The sequence below is a fragment of the Haemophilus sp. HN_Hi16 genome, assembly GCF_049823435.1.
In the GTDB taxonomy this organism is placed as follows: Bacteria; Pseudomonadota; Gammaproteobacteria; order Enterobacterales; family Pasteurellaceae; genus Haemophilus; species Haemophilus influenzae_D.
The window spans coordinates 1,825,199-1,848,618 of the sequence record NZ_CP187500.1 but is presented as its reverse complement, the minus strand read 5'-3'; the positions used below and the strand labels follow the sequence as shown (position 1 = coordinate 1,848,618).

General features: G+C 37.9%; 20 protein-coding genes. 2 read left to right on the top strand and 18 right to left on the bottom strand.

Translation table 11 applies throughout. The features are described from left to right. Positions 1–202: 202 nt before the first annotated feature. From rnhB to ACPT9C_RS09150, 5 genes are all read right to left on the bottom strand, one after another. The gene (rnhB, locus tag ACPT9C_RS09170) at positions 203–796 is read right to left on the bottom strand and encodes a ribonuclease HII (protein ID WP_118879852.1); all 594 of its coding nucleotides are present in this window, start codon (positions 794–796) and stop codon (positions 203–205) included. Further along, entirely contained in the window at positions 789–1,961 is a 1,173-nt protein-coding gene (gene lpxB, locus ACPT9C_RS09165; protein ID WP_118879851.1) for a lipid-A-disaccharide synthase, read from the bottom strand. Before lpxB ends, rnhB begins: the two co-directional genes overlap by 8 nt. A 66-nt stretch (positions 1,962–2,027) precedes the next feature. After that, entirely contained in the window at positions 2,028–2,816 is a 789-nt protein-coding gene (gene lpxA / locus ACPT9C_RS09160) for an acyl-ACP--UDP-N-acetylglucosamine O-acyltransferase (protein ID WP_050948595.1), read from the bottom strand. 13 nt (positions 2,817–2,829) lie between these two features. After that, positions 2,830–3,234: a 3-hydroxyacyl-ACP dehydratase FabZ gene (gene fabZ, locus ACPT9C_RS09155; protein WP_050838232.1), complete on the bottom strand. Its 405-nt coding sequence runs from the start codon at positions 3,232–3,234 to the stop codon at positions 2,830–2,832. A 117-nt stretch (positions 3,235–3,351) separates the two neighbouring features. Beyond that, on the bottom strand, positions 3,352–4,920 hold the full coding sequence (locus ACPT9C_RS09150; RefSeq protein WP_118879859.1) for a phosphoethanolamine transferase: 1,569 nt from the start codon (positions 4,918–4,920) through the stop codon (positions 3,352–3,354). Positions 4,921–5,051: 131 nt separating this feature from the next. Between ACPT9C_RS09150 and pyrH the strand changes: the two genes are divergently transcribed. Beyond that, positions 5,052–5,765 (top strand): UMP kinase, encoded by a 714-nt coding sequence (pyrH, locus tag ACPT9C_RS09145; RefSeq protein ID WP_012055380.1) that lies wholly within the window; start codon positions 5,052–5,054, stop codon positions 5,763–5,765. Between the two features lie 238 nt (positions 5,766–6,003). Here the strand turns inward: pyrH and nrfD are convergent, their stop codons facing one another. The 9 genes from nrfD to ACPT9C_RS09100 all read right to left on the bottom strand — a co-directional run bounded on the left by nrfD (position 6,004) and on the right by ACPT9C_RS09100 (position 17,864). Continuing rightward, positions 6,004–6,969, bottom strand: coding sequence for a cytochrome c nitrite reductase subunit NrfD (nrfD, locus tag ACPT9C_RS09140; RefSeq protein ID WP_118879850.1), 966 nt, complete (start codon positions 6,967–6,969; stop codon positions 6,004–6,006). Continuing rightward, positions 6,966–7,643 carry a cytochrome c nitrite reductase Fe-S protein gene (gene nrfC, locus ACPT9C_RS09135; RefSeq protein ID WP_006996588.1) on the bottom strand — a complete coding sequence of 226 codons (678 nt, stop codon included), beginning with the start codon at positions 7,641–7,643 and terminating at the stop codon, positions 6,966–6,968. The genes nrfD and nrfC overlap by 4 nt, the downstream gene beginning before the upstream one ends. Continuing rightward, positions 7,640–8,290 carry a cytochrome c nitrite reductase pentaheme subunit gene (gene nrfB / locus ACPT9C_RS09130; protein ID WP_015702045.1) on the bottom strand — a complete coding sequence of 217 codons (651 nt, stop codon included), beginning with the start codon at positions 8,288–8,290 and terminating at the stop codon, positions 7,640–7,642. Before nrfB ends, nrfC begins: the two co-directional genes overlap by 4 nt. 76 nt (positions 8,291–8,366) lie before the next feature. Continuing rightward, positions 8,367–9,893 (bottom strand): ammonia-forming nitrite reductase cytochrome c552 subunit, encoded by a 1,527-nt coding sequence (gene nrfA, locus ACPT9C_RS09125; protein WP_005662840.1) that lies wholly within the window; start codon positions 9,891–9,893, stop codon positions 8,367–8,369. A 253-nt stretch (positions 9,894–10,146) separates the two neighbouring features. After that, positions 10,147–14,058 carry an ATP-dependent RNA helicase HrpA gene (hrpA, locus tag ACPT9C_RS09120; RefSeq protein WP_423717249.1) on the bottom strand — a complete coding sequence of 1,304 codons (3,912 nt, stop codon included), beginning with the start codon at positions 14,056–14,058 and terminating at the stop codon, positions 10,147–10,149. Next, positions 14,055–14,429 carry a DUF423 domain-containing protein gene (locus tag ACPT9C_RS09115; RefSeq protein ID WP_005662832.1) on the bottom strand — a complete coding sequence of 125 codons (375 nt, stop codon included), beginning with the start codon at positions 14,427–14,429 and terminating at the stop codon, positions 14,055–14,057. Before ACPT9C_RS09115 ends, hrpA begins: the two co-directional genes overlap by 4 nt. Continuing rightward, positions 14,430–14,882, bottom strand: a complete 453-nt coding sequence (locus ACPT9C_RS09110) for a DUF441 domain-containing protein (protein WP_118879848.1) — start codon at positions 14,880–14,882, stop codon at positions 14,430–14,432. Between the two features lie 265 nt (positions 14,883–15,147). Continuing rightward, complete coding sequence (cydB, locus tag ACPT9C_RS09105) at positions 15,148–16,284, bottom strand: cytochrome d ubiquinol oxidase subunit II (protein ID WP_005656051.1); 1,137 nt, start codon at positions 16,282–16,284, stop codon at positions 15,148–15,150. Between the two features lie 14 nt (positions 16,285–16,298). Beyond that, positions 16,299–17,864, bottom strand: coding sequence for a cytochrome ubiquinol oxidase subunit I (locus ACPT9C_RS09100; RefSeq protein ID WP_005665906.1), 1,566 nt, complete (start codon positions 17,862–17,864; stop codon positions 16,299–16,301). Between the two features lie 651 nt (positions 17,865–18,515). Between ACPT9C_RS09100 and pyrG the strand changes: the two genes are divergently transcribed. Continuing rightward, the gene (gene pyrG / locus ACPT9C_RS09095; protein WP_050948589.1) at positions 18,516–20,153 is read left to right on the top strand and encodes a glutamine hydrolyzing CTP synthase; all 1,638 of its coding nucleotides are present in this window, start codon (positions 18,516–18,518) and stop codon (positions 20,151–20,153) included. A gap of 146 nt (positions 20,154–20,299) precedes the next feature. Here the strand turns inward: pyrG and pnuC are convergent, their stop codons facing one another. The 4 genes from pnuC to ACPT9C_RS09075 form a co-directional block, all read right to left on the bottom strand. Further along, the gene (gene pnuC / locus ACPT9C_RS09090) at positions 20,300–20,980 is read right to left on the bottom strand and encodes a nicotinamide riboside transporter PnuC (RefSeq protein ID WP_050948588.1); all 681 of its coding nucleotides are present in this window, start codon (positions 20,978–20,980) and stop codon (positions 20,300–20,302) included. 175 nt (positions 20,981–21,155) lie between these two features. Then, a complete protein-coding gene (locus ACPT9C_RS09085) occupies positions 21,156–21,923 on the bottom strand; it encodes an amino acid ABC transporter ATP-binding protein (RefSeq protein ID WP_005647711.1) in 768 nt (255 codons plus the stop codon). 9 nt (positions 21,924–21,932) lie between these two features. Continuing rightward, a complete protein-coding gene (locus tag ACPT9C_RS09080) occupies positions 21,933–22,649 on the bottom strand; it encodes an amino acid ABC transporter permease (protein WP_005633396.1) in 717 nt (238 codons plus the stop codon). Next, positions 22,633–23,406 (bottom strand): amino acid ABC transporter substrate-binding protein, encoded by a 774-nt coding sequence (locus ACPT9C_RS09075; RefSeq protein WP_044345866.1) that lies wholly within the window; start codon positions 23,404–23,406, stop codon positions 22,633–22,635. The genes ACPT9C_RS09080 and ACPT9C_RS09075 overlap by 17 nt, the downstream gene beginning before the upstream one ends. Between the last annotated feature and the right edge of the window lie 14 nt (positions 23,407–23,420).

Below are 23,420 nucleotides of genomic sequence, written 5' to 3'. Positions count from 1 at the left end.
AATCCTCATAAGTTATTTTAATGTGCTATTACAAAGGAATAGCAGAGTGTTTAGGTATATTTATCGACCGTACAGGTTTAATTACTCTCTTAACCTGTTTTCTTTGACTCACAGAAGTCAAAAAATTTTGTTTATGTATCAAATTTTAGTGAAGCATCAACACAGTATTAAAACACAGCCTTTGTTAAACCAAATTAGCATTCTAAAACTGTTCTAGTGCTTTTTTCACTGGGGCAAAGCTACGACGATGTTGCGGTAACGCGCCAAGTTCAGTTAATTTTTCCAAATGTAATTTGGTCGGATAGCCTTTATGCTTGGCAAAAGCGTATTCTGGATATTGCTTGTCTAATTCTTCCATTTCTTGGTCTCGTGCCACTTTCGCCAAAATAGAGGCTGCACTGATTTCAGCCACAATACTATCGCCTTTTACGACGGCTTGCGCTGGAATAGCTAAATCTTTTGGGATCTTATTGCCATCAACCAACACAAAGTGCGGTTGAATTTTTAAAGATTTTACCGCTCGAGTCATTGCTAATAAGGAGGCTTGCAGAATATTTATCTCGTCAATTTCGTTAGCTTCAGCTCGACCTAATGCCCAAGCAAGGGCTTTTTCTTTGATTTCGTCAGCAAGGGCTAAACGTTTTTTTTCTGAAAGTTTTTTAGAATCAGCTAATCCTTCAATTGGATTATGAGGATCTAAAATGACGGCAGCAGTGACAACCGCCCCAACTAGAGGGCCTCGCCCAACTTCATCAACGCCAGCGATCAATTTATAGCCTTGTGGATATTCAAACATTTTCTTTTCCTTCTAATAAATCAATGACCGCTTGAGCCGCTTGCTTATCGGCATTGCATTGAATTTTTTGGTGTAAATCCGTGAAGTGCTGAATTAAAACATGGCGATTTTTTACCGCACTTTCATCATCAGAAAGATAAACTGATAGCTTTTCAGCAAGCAATTCTGGCGTGCATTCTTCTTGAATCATTTCAGGAACAAGCATTTCATTCGCAAGCAAGTTTGGTAAAGAAATATAATCGGTTTTAACTAAACGTTTTGCTAAGAAATAGGTCAGTGGTTTCATTCGATAGCCCACCACCATGGGGGATTTACAAAGCATTGCTTCAAGTGCTGCTGTTCCTGAAGCAAGCAATGTTGCATCAGCTGCGATCATTGCTTGTCGTGCATTGCCATCAATTAAATGCAGGTCTAGATTTGGCGTAATTTTAGCTTTAATGGCTTCAAATTGAATTCGTCGTTTTTCGTTCACTAAAGGCACGAGGAATTGTAAATCAGGGAATTGTTCTTTTAATAATAAAGCGGTTTTTAAGAAAGGCTCAGCCAGAAATTCCACTTCTGAACCACGACTTCCAACTAGGATAGTTAAATAGCGTTGTGCGGGATCAATCTGTAGCATTTGGCAGGCTTCGGCACGGTTTGGTTTGAGCGGAATAGCATCTGCCATTGTGTGTCCAATAAAACGGCAAGGGACATTAAATTTATCGTAAAAGGCTTTCTCAAAAGGCAAAAAGGCAAGAACTTGATGGGTCGCTTTGGCAATTTTATGGATACGATTTTGACGCCATGCCCATACAGAGGGGCTCACGTAATGAATGGTTTTAATTCCGTTAGCTTTGAGCTTGAGTTCTACATCCAAATTAAAATCAGGCGCATCAATGCCGATGTAAACATCAGGTTTTTCTTGCAACATAGTTTGAATGACATTTTTACGAATTTTCAGCAAACGAGGAAGATGTTTTAATATTTCAGCCAATCCCATGACTGAAAGCTCTTCCATATCGACGAGCGTTTTACAGCCTTCAGCCAACATTCTTGTGCCTGCAATACCAATAAAGCGCGCATTAGGATAATGTGCTTTGAGCTGGCGAATTAAACCAGCACCGAGAATATCACCAGATACTTCTCCTGCAACAAGAGCAATGGTTGGATTTGTTTTGTTCATCAAATTTATCCTAAAAAATAACCGCACTTTGGTGTGCAAAGTGCGGTTGAAAATGAAGAAGTTTTATTAACGAATAATTCCGCGAGTTGAACGTTTGAAAAATTCAACAAAAAAACTGATCGCTGAATCGGTTTCCGCAATTTGCTCAATTTCTGGTAACACTTCTTCAAGTGTTTTACCGCCACGATAGAGCATTTTATAAATGTTACGGATTGTGTGCATGGTTGGTTTATCAAAACCACGACGTTTCAAACCCTCTAAGTTTACGCCAAATGGACGGGCGTGGTTGCCTTGCGCCATAACATAAGGTGGTACATCTTGGCTTACCATAGAACCACCGCCTAACATAACGTGTGCACCAACAATCACAAATTGATGAATCGCTGACATACCGCCAACAATCACGAAATCATCTAATTCTACGTGACCTGCAAGCGTTGCATTGTTTGCCAGAATACAGTTATTTTTAATTTGGCAATCGTGTGCAACGTGAACATTAACCATTAATAAATTGTTATTGCCAATAGAGGTTACGCCACAGCCTTGAATCGTGCCACGATGAATTGTCACGTGTTCACGAATTCGGTTGCTATTACCAATAATGGTTTTTGTAGCCTCGCCTTTGTATTTTAAATCTTGGTTTACTTCGCCAATGCTAGCGAATTGATAAATTTCGTTATCTTCGCCAATAACCGTATCGCCACGTACCACAACGTGAGATTTCAATACAGTGCGAGCTTTGATTTCAACACTGCCCTCAACAATACAGAAAGGCCCAATAAAAACGTCTTCGCCAATTACCGCCCCTTCTTCAACGAGGGCAGTTGGATGAATTTTTGCACTTGGGTGGATCATATTTACCCCTTAATTAACGACGAGCACACATTAGTTTTGCTTCACAAGCAATTTCGCCATTTACGGTAGCAACGCCAGTAAATGAAGTGATACCACGGCGTTCTTTAATCACTTGAACGTTTAATTCCATTTGATCTCCAGGTAACACCGGGCGTTTAAAGCGCGCTTCATCAATACCTGCGAAATAGAATAATTCACCGCCTTTGAATTCGTGAGTTTTAAAGGCTAAAATGCCCATTGCTTGTGCCAAAGCTTCTAAAATTAAAACGCCCGGTAAAATGGGTTCGCCCGGGAAGTGACCTGTGAAACAAGGTTCATTGACGCTAATATTTTTAATTGCTTTTAACCATTCGCCCTCTTTAAAATCCAATACGCGATCCACTAACAAAAATGGGTAGCGATGTGGCAATAAAGTCATAATTTCTTTTGATTCGATCACTCTTGGTTGTTGTTCTGACACGTTGATACCTTATAAAAAATAAACAAATAAAATCCGTCGGATTATACGATATTTATAGCTAAAAATAAAACGTACTCAATATGCTCCGTGTTTAGGACGAATATCAATGGCTGGATCGTCATCTTTACGATATTTTTCATCAATTCGTTTTTGCAATCCAAAGTCATTTTTATCGGATTCGTTAGAAAATAAATCTTCTGTTTGCGTTAATTGAGGATTTTTAATTCCTATCCAATTTGCGATCCCTTCTAAGAAGTTTAAACCTGATTTAAACACCTTATATTCTTTGCGTTCTGTGTCATCTGATGAAATTTTGAATAGCGGAATATTATGGTGCTCTCGGCTGAAACAGTTTTGATTGAACAAAAGTATATTGTTTTTTTCATCTTGTTGGTGGCACAAACCGTGATCTGAGAAATAAATCATTGAGAAAGTGCGGTGATTTTTCTTCGCATTTTCTTCAAGCTGATCATATACACGTTTTAAAAATTCATCGGTTTTCTTAATAGATGAAACATAGCAATTTAAATAACCATATTTCGGATTAAGATCTTTATCATCAAAGATTTTTGGATAATCTTCGATACGATCGCAAGCCATTGGGTGTGAACCATAAATATGCAAAACAATAAAACGTTTTCCTTGAACAGAATTTTCTAATACTTGGGCGAATTTGGGTAATAAATCAAAGTCACTAAAGTTAGTCGAATTAAAGCTTCCGCCTTCTTTCAAGAAAAAGGTTTCATCAGATTTTGATGCAAGGGATGAAACGGGCGTATCGAATTCGCCGAGCATCCCTTGATTAGAAAGCCAATAAGTTTTCACGCCTGCAGATTTGATGAGATCTACTAAACTCAAACTGTAATTGGGTTCCCATTTTTCTTTGTTAGGAAAGGTTAGCATTAAACGAAGTGAGGCGACGGTATTTGTTCCTGCTGAACGAAAACCATCAATCAACGTGCCTTTAGCGTTAGACATAAAGGGGGTGTTTTCAATTGGATAGCCGTAGGCATGGTGGTAATCTTTACGCGCACTTTCTCCGAGTACAATTACATAATCATCATAGCGTGAATTTTCTAATGTTGATTTTCCCCAGCTATCAGATTGAGAGATTTGTTTTAGTTTTTGCACTTCATCTACAATTTTTAATGTGGAACTTACCGTTTCTTTAATCGGTTCAGCAAGCGGCATGTTGTAAGCAAAAAGCAATGTCGCCAAGGCAATAAATGTTTTATTACGATAAAATTTTATGCCAAATTTCACCGTACTTTTGTACTGAAGAAAAATCAAAATAGGAATGGCGAAAGCAATTAAGTAACTACTCACTGGAATTTGCAATAGAAATTCCTTCGTTTCCAATATATCTGTCGCGAAAAGCGAGGCGATATATTGATAGCTTGGAGGGCCAAAATTTAGCCCCGTAGGCGTATAAAAAGCATGTAGTAATGCAAGCGGTAGCAAAATAAAATAGAAGGATTTTTTACTGCTGCTTAATAAGAGAATAGTTATTGTCGCAAGCAGAATAAGATCTACAGTTGGTTCTGTAAACATCCCAGAACCGATTAAAATAAAATAACCTGCGAATGCGGCACAAATCACCGCAAAAAGTGCGGGCAAAATTTGGCTTGTTTTTTTCGTGTTCATCATTGTCTTCCCTGAAAAGAAAATATCGCTATTATCCACCTTTCACTCAGAATTTCCATATTTAACTTCTTCACTCTTGAGCGGTTATTTTATAGAATAAGCCAATTTTTTTAAGCCAGAAGGAAAAAACAATGAGCCAACCAATTTATAAACGTATTTTATTGAAATTAAGCGGTGAAGCATTACAAGGAGAAGATGGTCTTGGTATCGATCCTGCGATTCTCGATCGTATGGCTGTTGAAATTAAAGAATTAGTGGAGATGGGTGTGGAAGTCGGTGTCGTTCTTGGTGGTGGCAACTTATTCCGTGGTGCAAAACTAGCAAAAGCGGGGATGAATCGCGTGGTGGGCGATCATATGGGAATGCTTGCTACGGTGATGAATGGTTTGGCAATGCGTGATTCTTTATTCCGTGCTGATGTGAACGCAAAATTAATGTCCGCTTTCCAATTAAATGGTATTTGCGATACTTATAACTGGTCTGAAGCAATCAAAATGTTACGCGAAAAACGCGTAGTCATTTTCTCTGCGGGAACGGGAAATCCATTCTTTACCACTGATTCTACCGCTTGTTTGCGTGGTATTGAAATTGAAGCTGATGTTGTGTTGAAAGCGACTAAAGTTGATGGTGTGTATGATTGTGATCCAGCGAAAAATCCTGATGCAAAACTTTATAAAAATTTAACTTATGCAGAAGTGATCGATAAAGAATTACAAGTGATGGACTTATCGGCGTTTACTTTAGCTCGCGATCATGGCATGCCGATTAGAGTGTTCAATATGGGTAAACCTGGAGCATTACGTCAAGTAGTGACAGGTACTGAAGAAGGCACCACTATTTGTTAGTGAATGTTGAAAAGAATAATATTAAAGAAAATACATAATTAAATTAAGGACTAAACTTTTAATTCATTGAGTTTAGTCTTTTTAATTTAAATAAAGCATTACGGCAGGAATGAAAGTTTTCGTAAATTCTGTTTAGTCTTCATAGTTGGATTATTTAGATATAAAAATCTGCACTCTAATAAGTGAGAAAGTTAATCAAACTTTTAGAATGCAGATTAATTTTTTATAAAAAGTCAGTTTAGGCTACAGTGAGTTGTCCCGCATATAAAACAAAGAAACGTAAACAGAATACCCCAATTAAGTCAAAAATTGACACCAAGATAATAAAGTTACGATTGTATTTTAAACGGTCATTTACAAACATATTGGCAATTAATGGGATCAAGATGCCGATAATCAATACTCCAATCCAGAATATCGCTCCCCAAAAACCAGATAAGGCATTATGTAAGGCAACTGTTTTTTGTCCGCCACCAAAATGTAATCCAACGAAGAAACACACAAGCAAACCAAGTTCTGTCACCATAATTGGCACTTCAAATTTGTGGATGAAGTGCGATTCGTGAGAATCACCTTTTAGTTTTCCTGCAATTAAGATAATTAAGAAGGTTGCAGCAATACCAGATGATGTGCCAGAGGCTAAGAATAATGCGGGTAATACTGGGTTATTTAACATTGGATAGCTAATCAATGCAGAAAGTAAGAACCCTGTGTATGCTCCAAGCACAGCAGCCAATATGAAAAGAATAACTTCGACTGGACTTGCAATACGTTCTGCAATACCGATTAGTTTCATCACAAATTGCAGTTTTGGCATAAAGCGATTAATTAATGCTTCGATTTCTTTTTTGAAAATCACTAGCCCCCAAATCACTAAAAATAACATATAGATTTGGAATAGCATGACCCCCATCGACATTACGGAGTTGAATTGATAGTTAAACATCAATTTCCAGAATGTCCAAGGTCGAGTCAAGTGGAAAATTAATAGCGTTAAACCAATTAATGTTGGTACAGACCCTAAAATTACCCCAGATCGAATAATCCAGTTTTGGCTTAGATTTTCTAGTTTATTACTGCGTTTATAGGCAATTGCTAACTGTACTGCACCAGATGAGATCCCCAATAAGAACAAGTAGATCGCAATGGTATAATCCCACACTAGATTAGGCGTATGAAATGGAACTGGATAATCTAACGTCATCTTCTAGGCTCCCCATGTTGGAATGGAATGTGATATAAGTTTGGTTGTGTACCTAATTCCACTTTAGTGCGATAAACCGGTTTTTCTTTCACTTTACGTGAAACTGCACTTGTTGGATCATTCATATCCCCAAAGGTTAATGCTTTGGTTGGGCAAGCCTCTACACAAGCAGGTTGTTTACCATTGGCTAAATTTGTATCGCGGCAGAAGTTACATTTATCTGCGGTACGATGTATTGGATGAATAAAACGTACACGATATGGGCAAACTGCTATACAGTATTGGCAGCCTACGCATAAATCTTTATGTACATCTACAATGCCAGTCTCTTTATCAATAAAAGATGCACCAGTTGGACAAACTGCTACACAAGGTGCATTTGTACAATGTTGGCAAGATTGACGAAAGAACTCGTATTCTTGATTTGGAAATTCCCCATAAGGTTCACTACGTAGAATCTCTAAGCGAGAAACGCCTTCTGGCACTTGGTTTACATCACGACATGAGTCCATACAGGCTGTACAACCGATACACGCATTTTCATCATGTATCATTGCGTAACGTTTAGGTTTATCTGCTTTGTTTTCTTTTGCAAAAGCAGGTAAAGATGTCCCCGTCATAAGGATCACAGCCCCCATGCCAGAAACAAAGTTTCGGCGTGAGCAGACTGTCATAGTTTATCCTTTTGTTCGATTAGTTTATCTTGTTCAGCTTTACGTTTTTGTTGTTCGCCATGACAATCTACACAAAGTTTAACGCGTTGTTTTGGTTGAATACCCTTCATTGCATCTTCTTTAGGGTGAAGCGTATGGCAACTTGCGCAAGGCAATTTCATTGCGTGTACATCATGAGCCCATAATTTTTCACGAAGTTTGTCAGGTTGATGGCAAGCAAAACAAACTTGGTTTTGTTCTTGAACGGAATACATCGGTTTTTTATTACCGAAAATATCTCCTTCAAAACGCATAACATCTTTAGCACCGCGACGATGATTTTCGGAAATATTGCCGTGACAGCTTACACAAGTAATAGCTTTACCGTTATTTGGATTTTTCTTATCTAAATGTGCACCGTGAAATTTACCAAAGTGGAGTTCGCCACCAGACTGATCTAACGTTTGGTTTTTATCTATTTTGTCGAATTTATGGCATTTAGCACAATATTGATTAGGATCGCGTTGGTTATCTAATTGCGGTTCATAAGTAACATGATCCGCAGGTTTTTGTGCATCATCCGCATGAGCCAAAAATGGCGCTGCTACAAATGCTGCACTTAACGCTAACGCTTTTGCAGATTTGTTGATTAAAGAAGTTAAATTCATTTGGGTTACCTCAAATTTGACCTTGAAAATCACCGCACTTTCTAGTTTGCACTAAAAAGTGCGGTGCATTTTTCATTTATTTTTGTGCTGGTGGATCAACTAATAAGCCTTTTTCTCTAGCTTGTTGTTCCCATTGTGGTACCACAGTTTTTAAGAATTCTTCTTTCGCTTTACGTTCTTTTTCAATATCAATACCCATTACTTTCCACGCTTTATCAGCAGTTGAAATATCTGGGATTTGAACTGGAGTTTTCACACCGCGTTTAGTTAAGATTACAGCAAGTTTAGTACGTGCGTCTGCTACTTTATCTAAGCCAGAAGCTAATACACGAAGTACTACTTCAGGCGCATGCATATGACCACCATGGCTTGCAGCAGTGTAATCCCAACGCCATTGAGCATGACGAATATCCATTAATGCTGCTTCCATTTCTTCTTTAGTCGCACCTGCGTCCCAAGCCTCTTTTGCTTCAAAGTGAGCTTTGACAACTTGGTCTTCTAAACGACCCATTACATCTTTCACTTCTTTTTTACGTGAAGTAACAATATCGCGTAATTTTTCTTTGCTTTGATCGTGACAATTTGCACAAGTGCTGTCAAATGCCTCAAATGGATTTTGAATTTGGTGATCGGTGTAAACTTTACCGTCCGCACCTTGTACTTTTGGCATATGGCAATCTACGCAAGTTACCCCATTTTTACCGTGCATACCTAAAGACCAAATTTCAAAGTCAGGGTGTTGTGCTTTTAACATTGGTGCTTTAGAAAGTGAGTGAGTCCAGTCAGTGAAACCAATATCATCATAATATTTTTCAATATCATCTACGGTTTGACCATTATCCCAAGGGAAAGTTACTTGCTTGATGTCCCCTGCAAAATAGTATTCAACGTGGCAGTTTGCGCAAATTTCTGCACGTTTTTCAGTACGCGCCGCCGTGTTGAAACTTAAATTGTTGTGTGGGCGACCTTCTGCTTTATCTTTTTCAGCAGTGGCTTTTTCTAAAGCATCAAGGGCGCGTAATACGTGTGGACGAGCAATACGTAATGCTGGTTTGCCTTCAGCAAAATCTTTAGAGGTTGTGTCGTGACAGTCAGCACAGCCAATTGAGTTCACGATTTCAGGCCCTCCCTTTGCCCATTTCGCATTGAAATAATCTTTCTCACCCCATTCCGCGATTAAACGTGGAACATCAGGACCTTTACATGTCCAACATGCCATAGCTTGAGGGCCATCATTTGCAGTTTTTGGCGCACCTGTACGTAAAATATTACGCACATCTGTTACCGCATAAAAGTGACCGCGTGGTGCGTTATATTCTTTTGCAAATGCATAACCACCCCAAAGTACGATTAGGCGCGGATTTTCTTCATCAGCATAAATAATGTTTTCGCCATCGCCGTTTGCTGTAGAACGCCAGCTGTTATATTGATTTGGATATTTTTCTGCAAATTTTTCATTTACAGATTCAATTTTCAAATCAGGTTTTGCGGGTTCAACAGGTTGTTCTAATGGCTTATATACAAGCTCAGCAGTGGCTGAGTTAAATAAGCTTAAACTCGCGAAAGACGCTGCCACAATAAGGCTTTTTTTGAATGCGTTCACGATAATCACTCCATTTTTTGTAATAAAAAGGTTAAGTAGAAAGTTGAGAATTATTATTAATATCCATACAAAACGTAGATATATATTTTCATTCAAGCGTAAGATACCAAAAGAAAAAAGTTTTTCTACTCGCAGAATGCTAAAGTTTGAGCTTGATCAAGCTTATCTTTTAAAATACTTAAAAAGAGGTATATTGTTGTTTTAAATAAATTAAGGCGGTATAAAACCGCCTTAATTTTGAGTATTATTATCATTAGTATTGACTAATAATATTTGCTATTCTTTTATCCGATATTTGATATTTCGTACCTAATTGCTGTGCAAATAAACTCACTCGCAATTCTTCAATCATATAGCGAATTTCTGCCACTTCATCAGAAATCGGTTTAGATTTTGGCAGTTTAGCGAGCAATTGTTGGTAAGCCTGTTGCACCTGTTCTACACGTAGCATCGCGGCACGATCGCGGTTCACATCTTGAGCCAGTTTATCAATGCGTTTATCAACGGCTTGCAGATAACGTTGTAAATCTGGTAGGCGATCATAACCGCTCTTTTGCACAAAACCTTGATACACCAAACCTGCAAGTTGCGATTTGATGTCGGATAATGCAAATGCCATCGTGAAATCCATTTTGCCTTTAAGGCGTTGGTTAAGTTGGTAAGTGAGAGTAAGAATCTGCTCCACTTTCTGCGCAATATCCACGGTCACTTCGTTAAGGTTTTCTCTAACGAAATCACGCAATTTTTCAAAACCTGCTTCATTCCACACAAAACCGCCAAAATCGGCAATTAGCTTATCTACGGCACAAGCAATACAGTCATCGATCAAATCCAATACGCGACCGAACGGAGTAAAATACAGACCCAATTTAGCCTTATTCGGCAATTTTTCATGCAAATATTTAATCGGTGACGGTACATTGAGTAACAACAAACGACGTAAACCTTGTTGCATCGCCATCGATTGCTCAAACTCTGTTTCAAACAGTTTGATACCTACGGCATCTTTTTCATCTACAATGGCGGGGAACGCTTTGACGCTGAAACCACGTTGTTTTTGTTCGTAACATTGTGGTAAATCTGCAAAACTCCAAATATGCAGCCCACTTTGCTCAATGCCATCATCTGCCACAGCAGAAATACTTTCCTGCACACGATCTTTTAAGTTGAATTTCAGCTCGTCCAAATTCATGGATTCCGCAATTTTCTTACCGTTTTCATCCACCACACGGAAAGTCATTTTCAAATGGCTTGGAATTTGCTCCCAATTCCAATGTTCTGCTTCTACAGTAACGCCCGTCATACGACGCAATTCATAAATCAGCGTATCTAATAATGGTTTTTCCAACGGCACCGCACGACTTAAAAAAGCTTGAGCATAATTAGGTGCTGGTACGAAGTTACGGCGATAAGATTTCGGCAGAGATTTAATCAACGCAATCACCAACTCTTCACGCAAGCCTGGAATTTGCCAGTCAAAGCCTGTCATTTCCACTTGGTTGAGCAATGGCAATGGAATATGTACTGTCACGCCGTCCGCATCGGTACCTGGTTCAAACTGATAAGTCAATTTGAGTTTTAAATTACCTTGATGCCAGAAATTCGGGAAATCCAGCTTGCTCACTTGTTCCGCATCATCATTGATCAAAAATGAACGTTCAAAATTAAGCAATTCAGGATCTTTTTGCTGTGCCTTTTTCCACCAGGTATCAAAATGTTTTTGAGAGACAACTTCTGTGCCAATACGCTGATCGTAAAATTCAAACAATGTGCGATCATCCACCAAAATATCGCGGCGGCGGCTTTTGTGTTCCAATTCTTCTACTTCTCGAACGAGCCTTTGATTTTCTTTGAAGAATTTATGCTTGGTATTCCAACCCCCTTCCACCAAGGCAGATTGAATAAAGATCTCACGGCTTACCGTTGGATCAATAGCACCGTAATTCACTGATCGCACAGCCACAATCGGCACACCGTAAAGCGTGACTTTCTCATCTGCAATCACCGCCCCACGAGATTTCGACCAACGCGGTTCGGAATAGGATTTTTTTGTTAAATGCTCGGCAAGTGGCTCAATCCATTCTGGCTCGATTTCTGCCACCATACGCCCCCAAAGTTTGGAGGTTTCCACTAACTCTGCCGCCATCACCCATTTCGGTTGTTTTTTGAAAAGCACAGAATTAGGGAAAATTGCAAAATGGGCATTACGTGCGCCAAGATATTGTTGTTTCTCCGCTTCTTTTAAACCGATATGAGAAAGCAAACCGCTTAAAAGTGCGGTATGAATTTGCTGATATTCTGCTTTTTCAGAATTAATCGGCAAGCCCATTTCACGCACGGTTAAACGAATTTGATGATAAATATCCTGCCATTCACGAATGCGTAAATAATTTAAGAAATCCTTTTGGCACTGACGACGGAATTGGTTTTTACTCAATGCTTTTTGTTGTTCTTGTAGATAACGCCAAAGATTGAGGAAAGCCAAGAAATCTGATTTTTTATCGGCAAAACGACGATGTTTTTCATCGGAAGCCTGTTGCTTTTCTTGTGGACGCTCGCGCGGATCTTGAATGGATAACGCGGCAACAATAATCATCACTTCATGTAACGCACCTTGTGAAACAGCACTCAACAACATTTTCGCTAAACGTGGATCCACAGGGAGTTGAGCTAATTGACGACCAGCAGCCGTTAATTGACGTTTCTCACCCGCTTTGGTGCGAACCATTTCAAACGCGCCCAATTCTTCCAACAGTTTTATCCCGTCTTGAATATGGCGTTTATCTGGCGCATCTACAAAAGGGAACGCTTCAATATCATCCAAACCCAATGCCGTCATTTGCAAAATAACGGAGGCTAAATTGGTGCGTAGAATTTCAGGATCGGTAAACTCTGGACGAGAATTAAAATCCTCTTCCGAATATAAACGAATACAAATCCCTTCACTTACGCGACCACAACGACCTTTACGCTGATTAGCGGATGCCTGTGAAATAGGTTCAATCGGTAAACGTTGTACTTTGGTGCGATAGCTATAACGGGAAATGCGTGCTGTACCTGGGTCAATCACATATTTAATGCCTGGCACGGTCAATGAGGTTTCTGCGACGTTGGTCGCCAATACAATGCGATTTAAACCGCTTGGATGGAAAATTTTATTTTGTTCTTGTGCAGACAATCGAGCAAAGAGCGGTAGAATTTCCGTGTGTTTTAGATTTTGCTTTTGCAAGGCTTCGGCAGTATCACGAATTTCACGCTCTCCATTCATAAAGATCAAGATATCGCCTCGACCTTCTGCTTGCAATTCATCCACCGCATTCAGAATACCTTGTAGCTGATCTTGATCATCTTCCTCCACTACGGGACGATAACGTACTTCAACAGGATAGGTTCTGCCTGAGACTTCAATAATCGGCGCATTGTTAAAGTGTTTAGAAAAGCGTTCCACATCAATGGTTGCAGAAGTGATAATAAGTTTTAAATCACGACGACGTGGCAACAACTGTTTCAGATAACCGAGAATAAAATCGTTATTTAGGCTACGTTCGTGGGCTTCATCGATAATCAAACAAGAATATTGATTGAGAAAACGATCGTTTTGAATTTCTGCTAGCAGAATCCCGTCAGTCATCAATTTGATTTGTGTATCATCACTGATCTGATCGTTAAAACGAACTTTATACCCCACTAAATCGCCAAGCTCTGTTTGTAATTCTTCCGCGATTCGTGCGGCTACCGAACGTGCAGCAATACGACGAGGTTGAGTATGACCAATCATGCCCAAATTGCCGAAACCTAATTCCAAACACATTTTCGGCAATTGGGTGGTTTTACCCGATCCCGTTTCCCCTGCTACCACGATGACCTGATGTTCAGAAAGCAGTTTTTGAATTTCGACTTTGCGTTGGCTAACGGGCAAACTCTCTGGAAAAACAATCGGATTTTGTACCGCACTTTTTCGTTGTTCTACACGTAATCTAGCTTGTTCAATTTGCTGTTGGATTTCATCTGCAACGGCTTGTTGAGCCTCTTGGCTTTTTATTTTTCCAATACCATGAATGCCAGCGGATAAGCGACGTTGATCCACCAGCATGATGTCATTTAATTGAGAAAAAAGAGATTGTTGTAAGGGAGTTAATGTGTGTTTTACCGAGCTGTTTTTCATAGCGATTTACTTTTGAAACTTCCGTAAGCTAAGCTAATCCATCCGATTAAAAATAAAGTGCCGCCAATAGGCGTAATCCATACAATTACATTGCTTGCTTCGAAAGCAAGTGCGTATAAACTTCCACTAAATAATAAGATTCCAATTAACCAAGAAGACATGGATAATCGTGCGAATTGGTTGTCACGTAAAGCAGATAATGCAACGGCAAGTACTGCAATGGTATGGAACATTTGATATTCTAACCCCGTATCAATCAATGATAATGCTTTAACATCTAAAATGTGCTTTAAACCATGCGCTGCAAATGCGCCTAGTGCGACACAGAAGAATCCGCTTAAAGCAACAAGAGTAAGGTATTTGTTTTTCATTTAAATTTTCCCTAAAAATAAAGCTAATATACCTGCAGCAATAAGTGGGCCAACGGGAATTCCACCTAAAAATGCTACACCAATAATTGTGCCGATAAGCAAGCCAGTGACTAAAATCGGTTGTTCGCCCATTAAAGGCACACCTTTGCCGGCAAGCCATGCCACAAGCACACCAACAGAAATGGAAAGTGCCACTTTCCAACTAACAAAACCTGATAAATTAGGCAACTGAATTTTCCCTGAAACTAAGGGGCTTAAAACCCCAATGGTTAAAATAATGATACCAATTTTAACGCCATATTTTTCGAGCAAAGGAATATGAGAAGATAAAAAAGTTTGCTGCATGATAAGTAATACGGCAGCAGAAATGGTAATTGTGCTGTTGTTGCTTAATACGCCAAGAATAAGAAGTATCACTAGTAATAGAGCAATGGTATTGAGTTGTAATGTCATAAAGTGCGGTTAAAAAAATGGAAATTTTGGTAAATATTCTAGCATAGAAATTCGTAAAATTATTTTCCATTGTTGTTGAGAAAAAGATAAATGAGAAAAGTTAAAAAGGGTTCATTATGAACCCTTTTATTTAGTCGGTAAAATTCTTAAATCATTTATTCTTCAAATTTACCTTTTTTTTCTTTATTGATGGTGCATTTCGCGCTAGCCCAAATTGCAAACAATACACCCACTACCCAAATCGCATATAACATTCTATTTCTCCTTAGTATAATGAGTGTTTATTTTTATCAATGAAATTAGCATCTAAACGACCAAACATTTTTGAGTAAGACCAAATAGTATAAGCTAAAGCAATGACCACAAAAACAACTGCAAAAATCAGCATTAATGTTAATGTTAATTCACTTGAAGTCGAATCCCACATTAATAAACTTTGTTCAGGATGTGAACTTGAAGGCATCACAAATGGGAACATTGATACTGCTGCAGTAATAATCACACCAGCCATTGTTAATGCAGAGAAGAAAAATGCAAAACCACAACGATTAGCTTTAGAAAATGCAGCATTTAATAATGCAGCAACTACAGCTAACGCAGGGAAAATCCAAAGAATTGGCATTTCATTGAAATTTCTAAACCACGCACCAGTTTCTACAGCAACTTCTTTATTCATTGGAGACGATGGAGCGAAATGATCGATAGTGCTAGTAACTACATAACCATCTTTAGAATATAACCATACGCCAGCTAATACGAATGCAATTAAAGTCACAATAGAACCAATTTGACTTACTGAACGAGCACGATCACGTAAGACTTCAGTGGTTTTCATTTGTAACCAGTTTGCGCCGTGAGTGACAAGCATTGATAAGCTAATAACACCACATAATAATGCGAATGGATTTAATAGCTCAAAAAATGAACCTGTATAAGTCACTTGAGTTAATTCGTTAAAATGGAATGGAACGCCTTGTAATAAATTACCAAAAGCCACGCCAAATACTAATGCTGGTACAAAACCACCTGCGAATAATCCCCAGTCCCAAACAGAACGCCAAGTTGGATTATCAATTTTTGCACGATATTCAAAACCCAATGGACGTAAGAATAACGCTGCCAAGACTAATACTAATGCAATGTAAAAACCTGAGAAAGATACTGCATATACAATTGGCCAAGCTGCAAATATTGCACCACCTGCAGTTAATAACCAAACTTGGTTACCATCCCAATGGGGAGCAATAGTGTTGATCATAATACGGCGTTCCACTTCTTTTTTACCTGTTACAGGTAAAAGTGCGGTCACGCCCATATCAAATCCATCAGTTACAGAGAAGCCAATCAATAATACAATAACTAACACCCACCAAATAAAACGTAGAAATTCATAATCAATCATAATTTATCTCCTACTTATTTAGCTGATTGTTCAAAGTAGTATTTGCCGGTTTTTAACGCACTTGGACCCAAACGCGCATATTTAAACATCAAATACATCTCAACAATAATGAACGCAAGATAAAGCGCACAAATTAAACCAATAGAGAACCATAAATCGCCTGTACTTAAATTAGAAGCGGATACGCCAACAGGTAAGATCTCGTAAATAGCCCAAGGCTGACGACCATATTCTGCTAAGAACCAACCGCACTCAATGGCAATCCAAGGTAATGGCAATCCCCATAAAAGAACTTTTAACAATAATGGAATTTGAGTGACTTTATTACGTAAATTTTGAACAAATGCGCCGAATGTAAGTAAAGCAATTAAACCACCAGCTGCAATCATTGCACGAAATGCCCAAAAATTAGGGCCTACATTTGGAATAGTATCACGAGCGGCTTGTTTAATTTGTTCTTCTGTTGCATCAACAACATTGTTTGTATAGCGTTTTAATAATAAACCGAAACCAAGATCTTTTTTAACTTCATTGAATTGTGCTTTGGTTTCTTCATTTACTTGACCATTTGCTTTTTTCTCAGCGCGTAGTTGAGTAAATAATTCATAAGCACGGATACCACTACGTACACGAGTTTCATTTAATGCTTGAAGATCTTTTAGACCTATAATTTCTTTATCAATTGAACGAGTTGCTATTACACCGCCAAGATAAGGAATTTCAATCGCAAAATCATTTTTCATTTCAGCCGTATTTGGAATTGCTACTGGAAGGAATGGAGCAGGTGCTGCGTGAGTTTCAAATTCAGCTTCCATTGCGGCTAATTTTACTGGTTGTGCTTTACCAATATCATAACCAGATTCATCACCAAGAATTAGCACTGAAATAGAGGCGATAAATCCAAAAGTAGCAGCTACGGAGAAAGAACGTTTTGCAAATTCAAAATCACGACCTTTTAGTAAAAAGTATGAGCTAATGGCTAAAACAAAAAATGCGCCTGTCACATAACCTGCAGAAAGAGTATGTAAGAATTTACTTTGTGCAACAGGGTTTAACCAAAGATCTAAGAAGTTAGTCATTTCCATACGTACAGTTTCAAAATTGAATTCTGAACCTGTTGGTGCTTGCATCCAGCCATTTGCAACCAAAATCCACATAGCAGATAAATTAGAACCGAAAGCCACACAATAAGTTGCTAATAAGTGTTTTCCTTTTGATAAACGATCCCAACCGAAGAAAAATAACCCCACAAAAGTGGATTCTAAGAAGAAGGCAAGTAACGCTTCAATAGCAAGTGGCGCACCAAAAATATCCCCTACGTAATGAGAATAATAAGACCAGTTAGTACCAAATTGGAATTCCATAATAATACCGGTGGTCACCCCAAGGGCAAAGTTAATACCAAATAACTTTCCCCAAAATTTTGTCATATCTTTATAAACTTCTTTACCTGTCGCCACATAAATAGTTTCCATAATTACAAGAATAAAGGATAAACCCAATGTTAGCGGCACGAAAATGAAGTGATACAACGCAGTTAAAGCAAACTGCAAGCGAGAAAGATCAACAACGTCTAACATTCTCAACTCCTTTGTATAAACAACATTAGTTCCAACAATGATTAACAAGGCGATGCCTTAAATAATCCCTAATTACTCAACTCCAATCAGCTAAGTTTAAATTGACTTATCTACATAATTATTTTTAAAGGTTAAAAAAACACCAGTTATTATAGAGATAATCCAAATTGGCGGCTATTCTACTACTAAACATAAGGATAAAAAATAGTAAAAAATGCTATATAGATCACATTTTTGATATAAATACAAAAATAGGGCTTATTTGTTATATTTCATTTAATTGACTTAGATCAAATTGACATTTTTGCAATAATTTTTGTTTTAAAGATGATTAATTTCATTGTGTAAGAGCATATTTTAATATTTGTCTCAACCAACATCATTTCTTGATGTTTTTAACGACTCGAATAGTATGTAGTGGCATTTAGTACTTAATTTATCATTCAACATTTGTAATGTGATTGTTAATCATTTCCAATGATAAAAAGGATTAAGCTAAAACTAGCATTGAGTTTATTAACCAAATAAGGTAGACTACCGTCCCGTCTTTGATAGCTAATTATCTTCGATTTTTGACCGCACTTTTGGTCGATTTTGTCTGTAAGATGATTAGCTATAATCATTTATATCCCAATACAGATTAGGTTCCCTATGGCTACAAATTATATTTTCGTCACTGGCGGTGTGGTTTCATCGTTAGGTAAAGGCATTGCGGCAGCATCATTGGCGGCAATTTTAGAGGCGCGTGGTTTAAACGTAACCATTATGAAATTAGATCCATATATTAATGTGGATCCCGGTACGATGAGTCCAACCCAACATGGGGAAGTTTTCGTCACTCAAGATGGCGCAGAAACAGATTTAGACTTAGGTCACTATGAGCGTTTTATCCGTACTAAAATGACTAAACGTAATAACTTCACTACAGGTAAAATTTATTCTGAAGTATTACGTAAAGAGCGTCGCGGCGATTATCTTGGTGCAACAATTCAAGTGATTCCACACATTACTAATGAAATTAAAGATCGCGTTATTGCTGGTGCTCAAGGTCATGACGTTGTGATTGTTGAAGTGGGCGGCACTGTTGGGGATATTGAATCACTTCCATTCTTAGAAGCATTACGTCAATTAGCTGTTCAAGTTGGTCGTGAACATACGTTATTTATGCACTTAACCTTAGTGCCTTACATTCCAACGGCGGGTGAAGTAAAAACTAAACCAACCCAACATTCTGTAAAAGAATTACTTTCTATTGGTATTCAACCTGATGTGTTGATTTGCCGTTCAGATCGCATGATTCCAGCAAATGAACGTGCAAAAATTGCTTTATTCTGTAACGTACAAGAGCGTGCGGTGATTTCATTAAAAGATGTAAATTCGATTTATCAAATCCCCGCATTATTAAAATCTCAAGGTTTAGATGATTTCGTCTGTGATCGTTTTCGTTTAACTTGCCCAGAAGCAGATCTTTCTGAATGGGAGCAAGTGCTTTATAAGCAAGCCAATCCAGTGGGAGAAGTGACCATTGGAATGGTAGGTAAATACACTGAATTACCCGATGCCTATAAATCGGTAAATGAAGCCTTAAAACATGCAGGTTTAACGAACCGTTTAAGTGTAAACATTAAATACATTGATTCCCAAGATGTTGAAACCAAAGGTGTTGAAGTATTAAAAGGCATTGATGGTATTCTTGTTCCTGGTGGATTCGGTTATCGTGGTGTGGAAGGTAAAATTCGTACCGCACAATATGCACGAGAAAACAAAATTCCTTATTTGGGCATTTGCTTAGGTATGCAGATCGCATTGATTGAATATGCACGCAATGTAGCGGGTTTAACTAAAGCCAATTCATCTGAATTTGATAAAGATTGTGAACAACCCGTGGTTGCATTAATCACGGAATGGCAAGATGCGGATGGAAATACAGAAGTGCGTACCGATGAATCTGATCTTGGTGGAACAATGCGTTTAGGCGCACAACAATGTCATTTGGTGTCAGGTAGTCGCGCTCGTGAGCTTTATGGCAAAGAAACCATTGAAGAACGTCATCGTCATCGCTATGAAGTAAATAATATCTTACTTCCACAAATTGAAAAAGCAGGATTGAAAGTAACTGGATTATCTGCAGATAAAAAATTGGTAGAAATTATCGAAGTGCCAAATCATCCTTGGTTTGTCGCTTGTCAGTTCCATCCAGAATTTACTTCTACGCCTCGTGATGGCCATCCGTTGTTTGCAGGCTTTGTAAAAGCAGCCTATGAAAATCACAAAAAATCTGTGAAGTAATTCTTGGTTCTGCATATAAGTGCGGTAAAAAAATGAAATGTTTTTATTGGTTATGATATAAATTGATGTTGTTGAAGTAAAAAAATCCCCGTTAAATTCATCATTTAACGGGGATTTTTTATAAGCTATTTACTGTTTTTATATTTTTAGTTAGTACGCTTAACTAATTTCGTCCAGTTATAATAACCATATAACGAGTTAAGTAAGTAAGCTGAATACATTAAGTAGATGGCTGGTGTTTCTGCCCAAAGGAAAATAGAAAGAACATTTAATCCAATCCATAACAGCCATTGTTCACGATAACGCAAAATCATTAAAATTTGTGCAGCAACCGTAATAATTGTAGTCAGTCCATCTAAACCAGTTGAACTACCACCAGCAGCTTGTAATGCTTGAACAAAAAGCAAAGTACCAACCGTAGTCACAACAATTAATGTCATCCATCCTTTAACAGTTAACGCTTTTGCAATCACGCTTTCTCCACCATCGCTATTTTGCATATTGGCTTTCCACATAAAGTAACCAATAAATTGAGATGGCAAATATACGTAAAGTACGGTGTTCATTTCGCCTAAGAAATTCGATCCCCAAGCAACATAAAAATAAGTATAGGCAAAAATCAATCCAAAGAAATAATTACTAATTTTACCTTTACTTACCAATACCACACACAAAATACCCGAAATACCAGAAATCATTGCTAACCAAGAATCAGGTGTTTGTACATAAGCCCAAATTTGCGCAATGATAAAAAGCACAAGCCAAACCACCTCAAAAGGTTTCCAACCAGAAACAAATTCTTGTTTTAAACGTGCTGCCAAAGTCATTATTTACTCCTATTGACTTAAATTTTAACGTGAGCATTCTTGCATAGTGAATTGGTAATGTAAAGGTGTAGAAGCATTTAATTCTAAAGTTGTGAAATCCATCACGTTTTAATTAAAGCCTACATTATCCATTATTGAGTTTGTTTCAAAAAACGCTCTAAAAATTGACCGCACTTTAAATATAATAATCAAGCTCAAGTGGTATTTTTGCTTGTAACAAGAACTGTTTAGTGCGCTCGTGTTGTGGGCAAGTGAAGAATTTATCTGCTGTATTTTGTTCTACAATATATCCATCCGCCATTAAAATCACACGATCCGCGACATCTTTCGCAAACTGCATTTCGTGAGTAACAATAATCATTGTCCAGCCTTCTTGGGCGAGCATTTTTAGTGTTTGTAACACTTCGCCCACCAATTCAGGATCTAATGCCGATGTAGGTTCATCTAATAAAATAATATCAGGTTTTACCGCAAGGGCTCGAGCAATCCCCACTCGCTGTTGCTGACCGCCAGAAAGTTGGGATGGAAATAAATCCGCTTTATTTTTAAGCCCTACTTTTTCTAGCAAACTAAGTGCTTTTTCACGAGCTTGAGCTTTATCTTGTTTTTGTACAACAACCATTCCCTCCATAACATTTTCAAGGGCAGAACGATGAGGGAATAAATTGTATTGCTGAAAGACCATTGACGAACGCCGGCGTAACTTCAATTCATCTGCTTTACTAATTTTCTGGCTAAAATCAATTTTTAGACTGCCATCAGTAAATTCCAAAATGCCTTGCTCTGGTCGTTCAAGCAAGTTTAAACAACGTAAAAAGGTGGTTTTTCCAGAACCAGAAGGACCTAAAATTGCTACCACTTCACCTTTATTAATTTCAAAATCAATGCCTTTTAACACATGATTGCCATTAAAATTTTTCTGAATATTACTTACTTTTAACATAGACATTCCTTATAAATGGCGAGATAAGCGAATTTCAAGACGATCTTGTAAGAAAGATAAAACAAAACAGAAAATCCAATAAATCAAAGCTGCCTCACTATAAATCAAAATAAATTCATAGTTTGCTGCCGTAATATTCTGTGCGACACGGAATAATTCTGTCACTAAAACAAGAGAAGCTAATGAAGTGTCTTTCACTGTACTAATAAAAGTATTAGAAAGCGATGGTACTGAAATACGTAAAGCCTGTGGCATAATTGTACGAATAAATGCTTGTCGATAATTCATACCTATCGCATAAGAGGCCTCCCACTGCCCTTTAGGTATAGCAATAATTGAAGCTCGAACTGTCTCTGCTGCATAAGCACCAATATTAATAGAAAATGCAATAATCGCTGTCGGAAAAGGCTCTAAAGTAATACCGACTTCAGGTAATCCATAAAAAATAATAAAAATTTGTACTAACATCGGTGTACCTCGAATTATAGAGATATACACTCGACATAAAGCCTGTAACAATTTTAAGGGTAAATTAGGACTAGGCAAAGTACGAATAACTGCAACAATCACTGCAATAAGCAAACCACAGAAGAAAGAAATGACTGCCAATGGCAATGTGTATAAAATTGCTGCTTCCAACATAGGCCAAAACGAGCTGATTACATAATCAGCTCGTTCTGCACTCATAAATGGAAGACTCGCCAACCAATTATTGAGTAATATCATAACCAAACCATTCAATTGAAATCTGTTTTAATGTACCATCTTGGCGAAGTGCTTCAAGTACTTGATTAAATTTTGTAATCAATGCATCTTCACCTTGTAAAAAAGCAAAGGCAGTCGGAGTTTTATCCCCACGATCATAAGCAATTTTTAAACCAGAATTTGGGTGTTGTTTAAAATAATCTAATACAGCCAATTTATCATTAATTGTTGCTTCTGCACGGCCTTGTTTAATAAGCTCTAAGCTCTGTGCTAAACCATCCACTACAAGAATCTGCGCGCCTGCAGCTTTTGCATCTTTACCCCAGTTACTTGTTGCAGATTGTGCAGATTTACGACCTTTCAAATCTTCAAATGATTTAATACTGTTATCCGATGATTTTGTTACAATCACCCCACCAGAATAATTATAAGGCGTTGTGAAACTGTATTTTTTTAAACGCTCTGGGCTTGGGTTAGTTTGGTTTGCTATCACATCAAAACGTTTTGCATTTAACCCCGCATACATTGCATCCCATTGTGTTTCTTTAAATTCCACTTTCAAACCGAGCTTTTCAGCAACTTTACGAATAACCTCTACATCAAAACCTGTTAATTTTCCACTTTTATCATGGAAAGTAAATGGTGCATAAGTCCCTTCTGTTCCGACTAATAAAGTTTTAGTTTTTTCAACACGATCGGCAATTTCGCCTGCCTGAGAAAAAGTTGAGAAAGCAATAACTCCAGTTAAAAGTGCGGTAGTAAAAAGTAATTTTTTCATTTTTTATTCCTTAT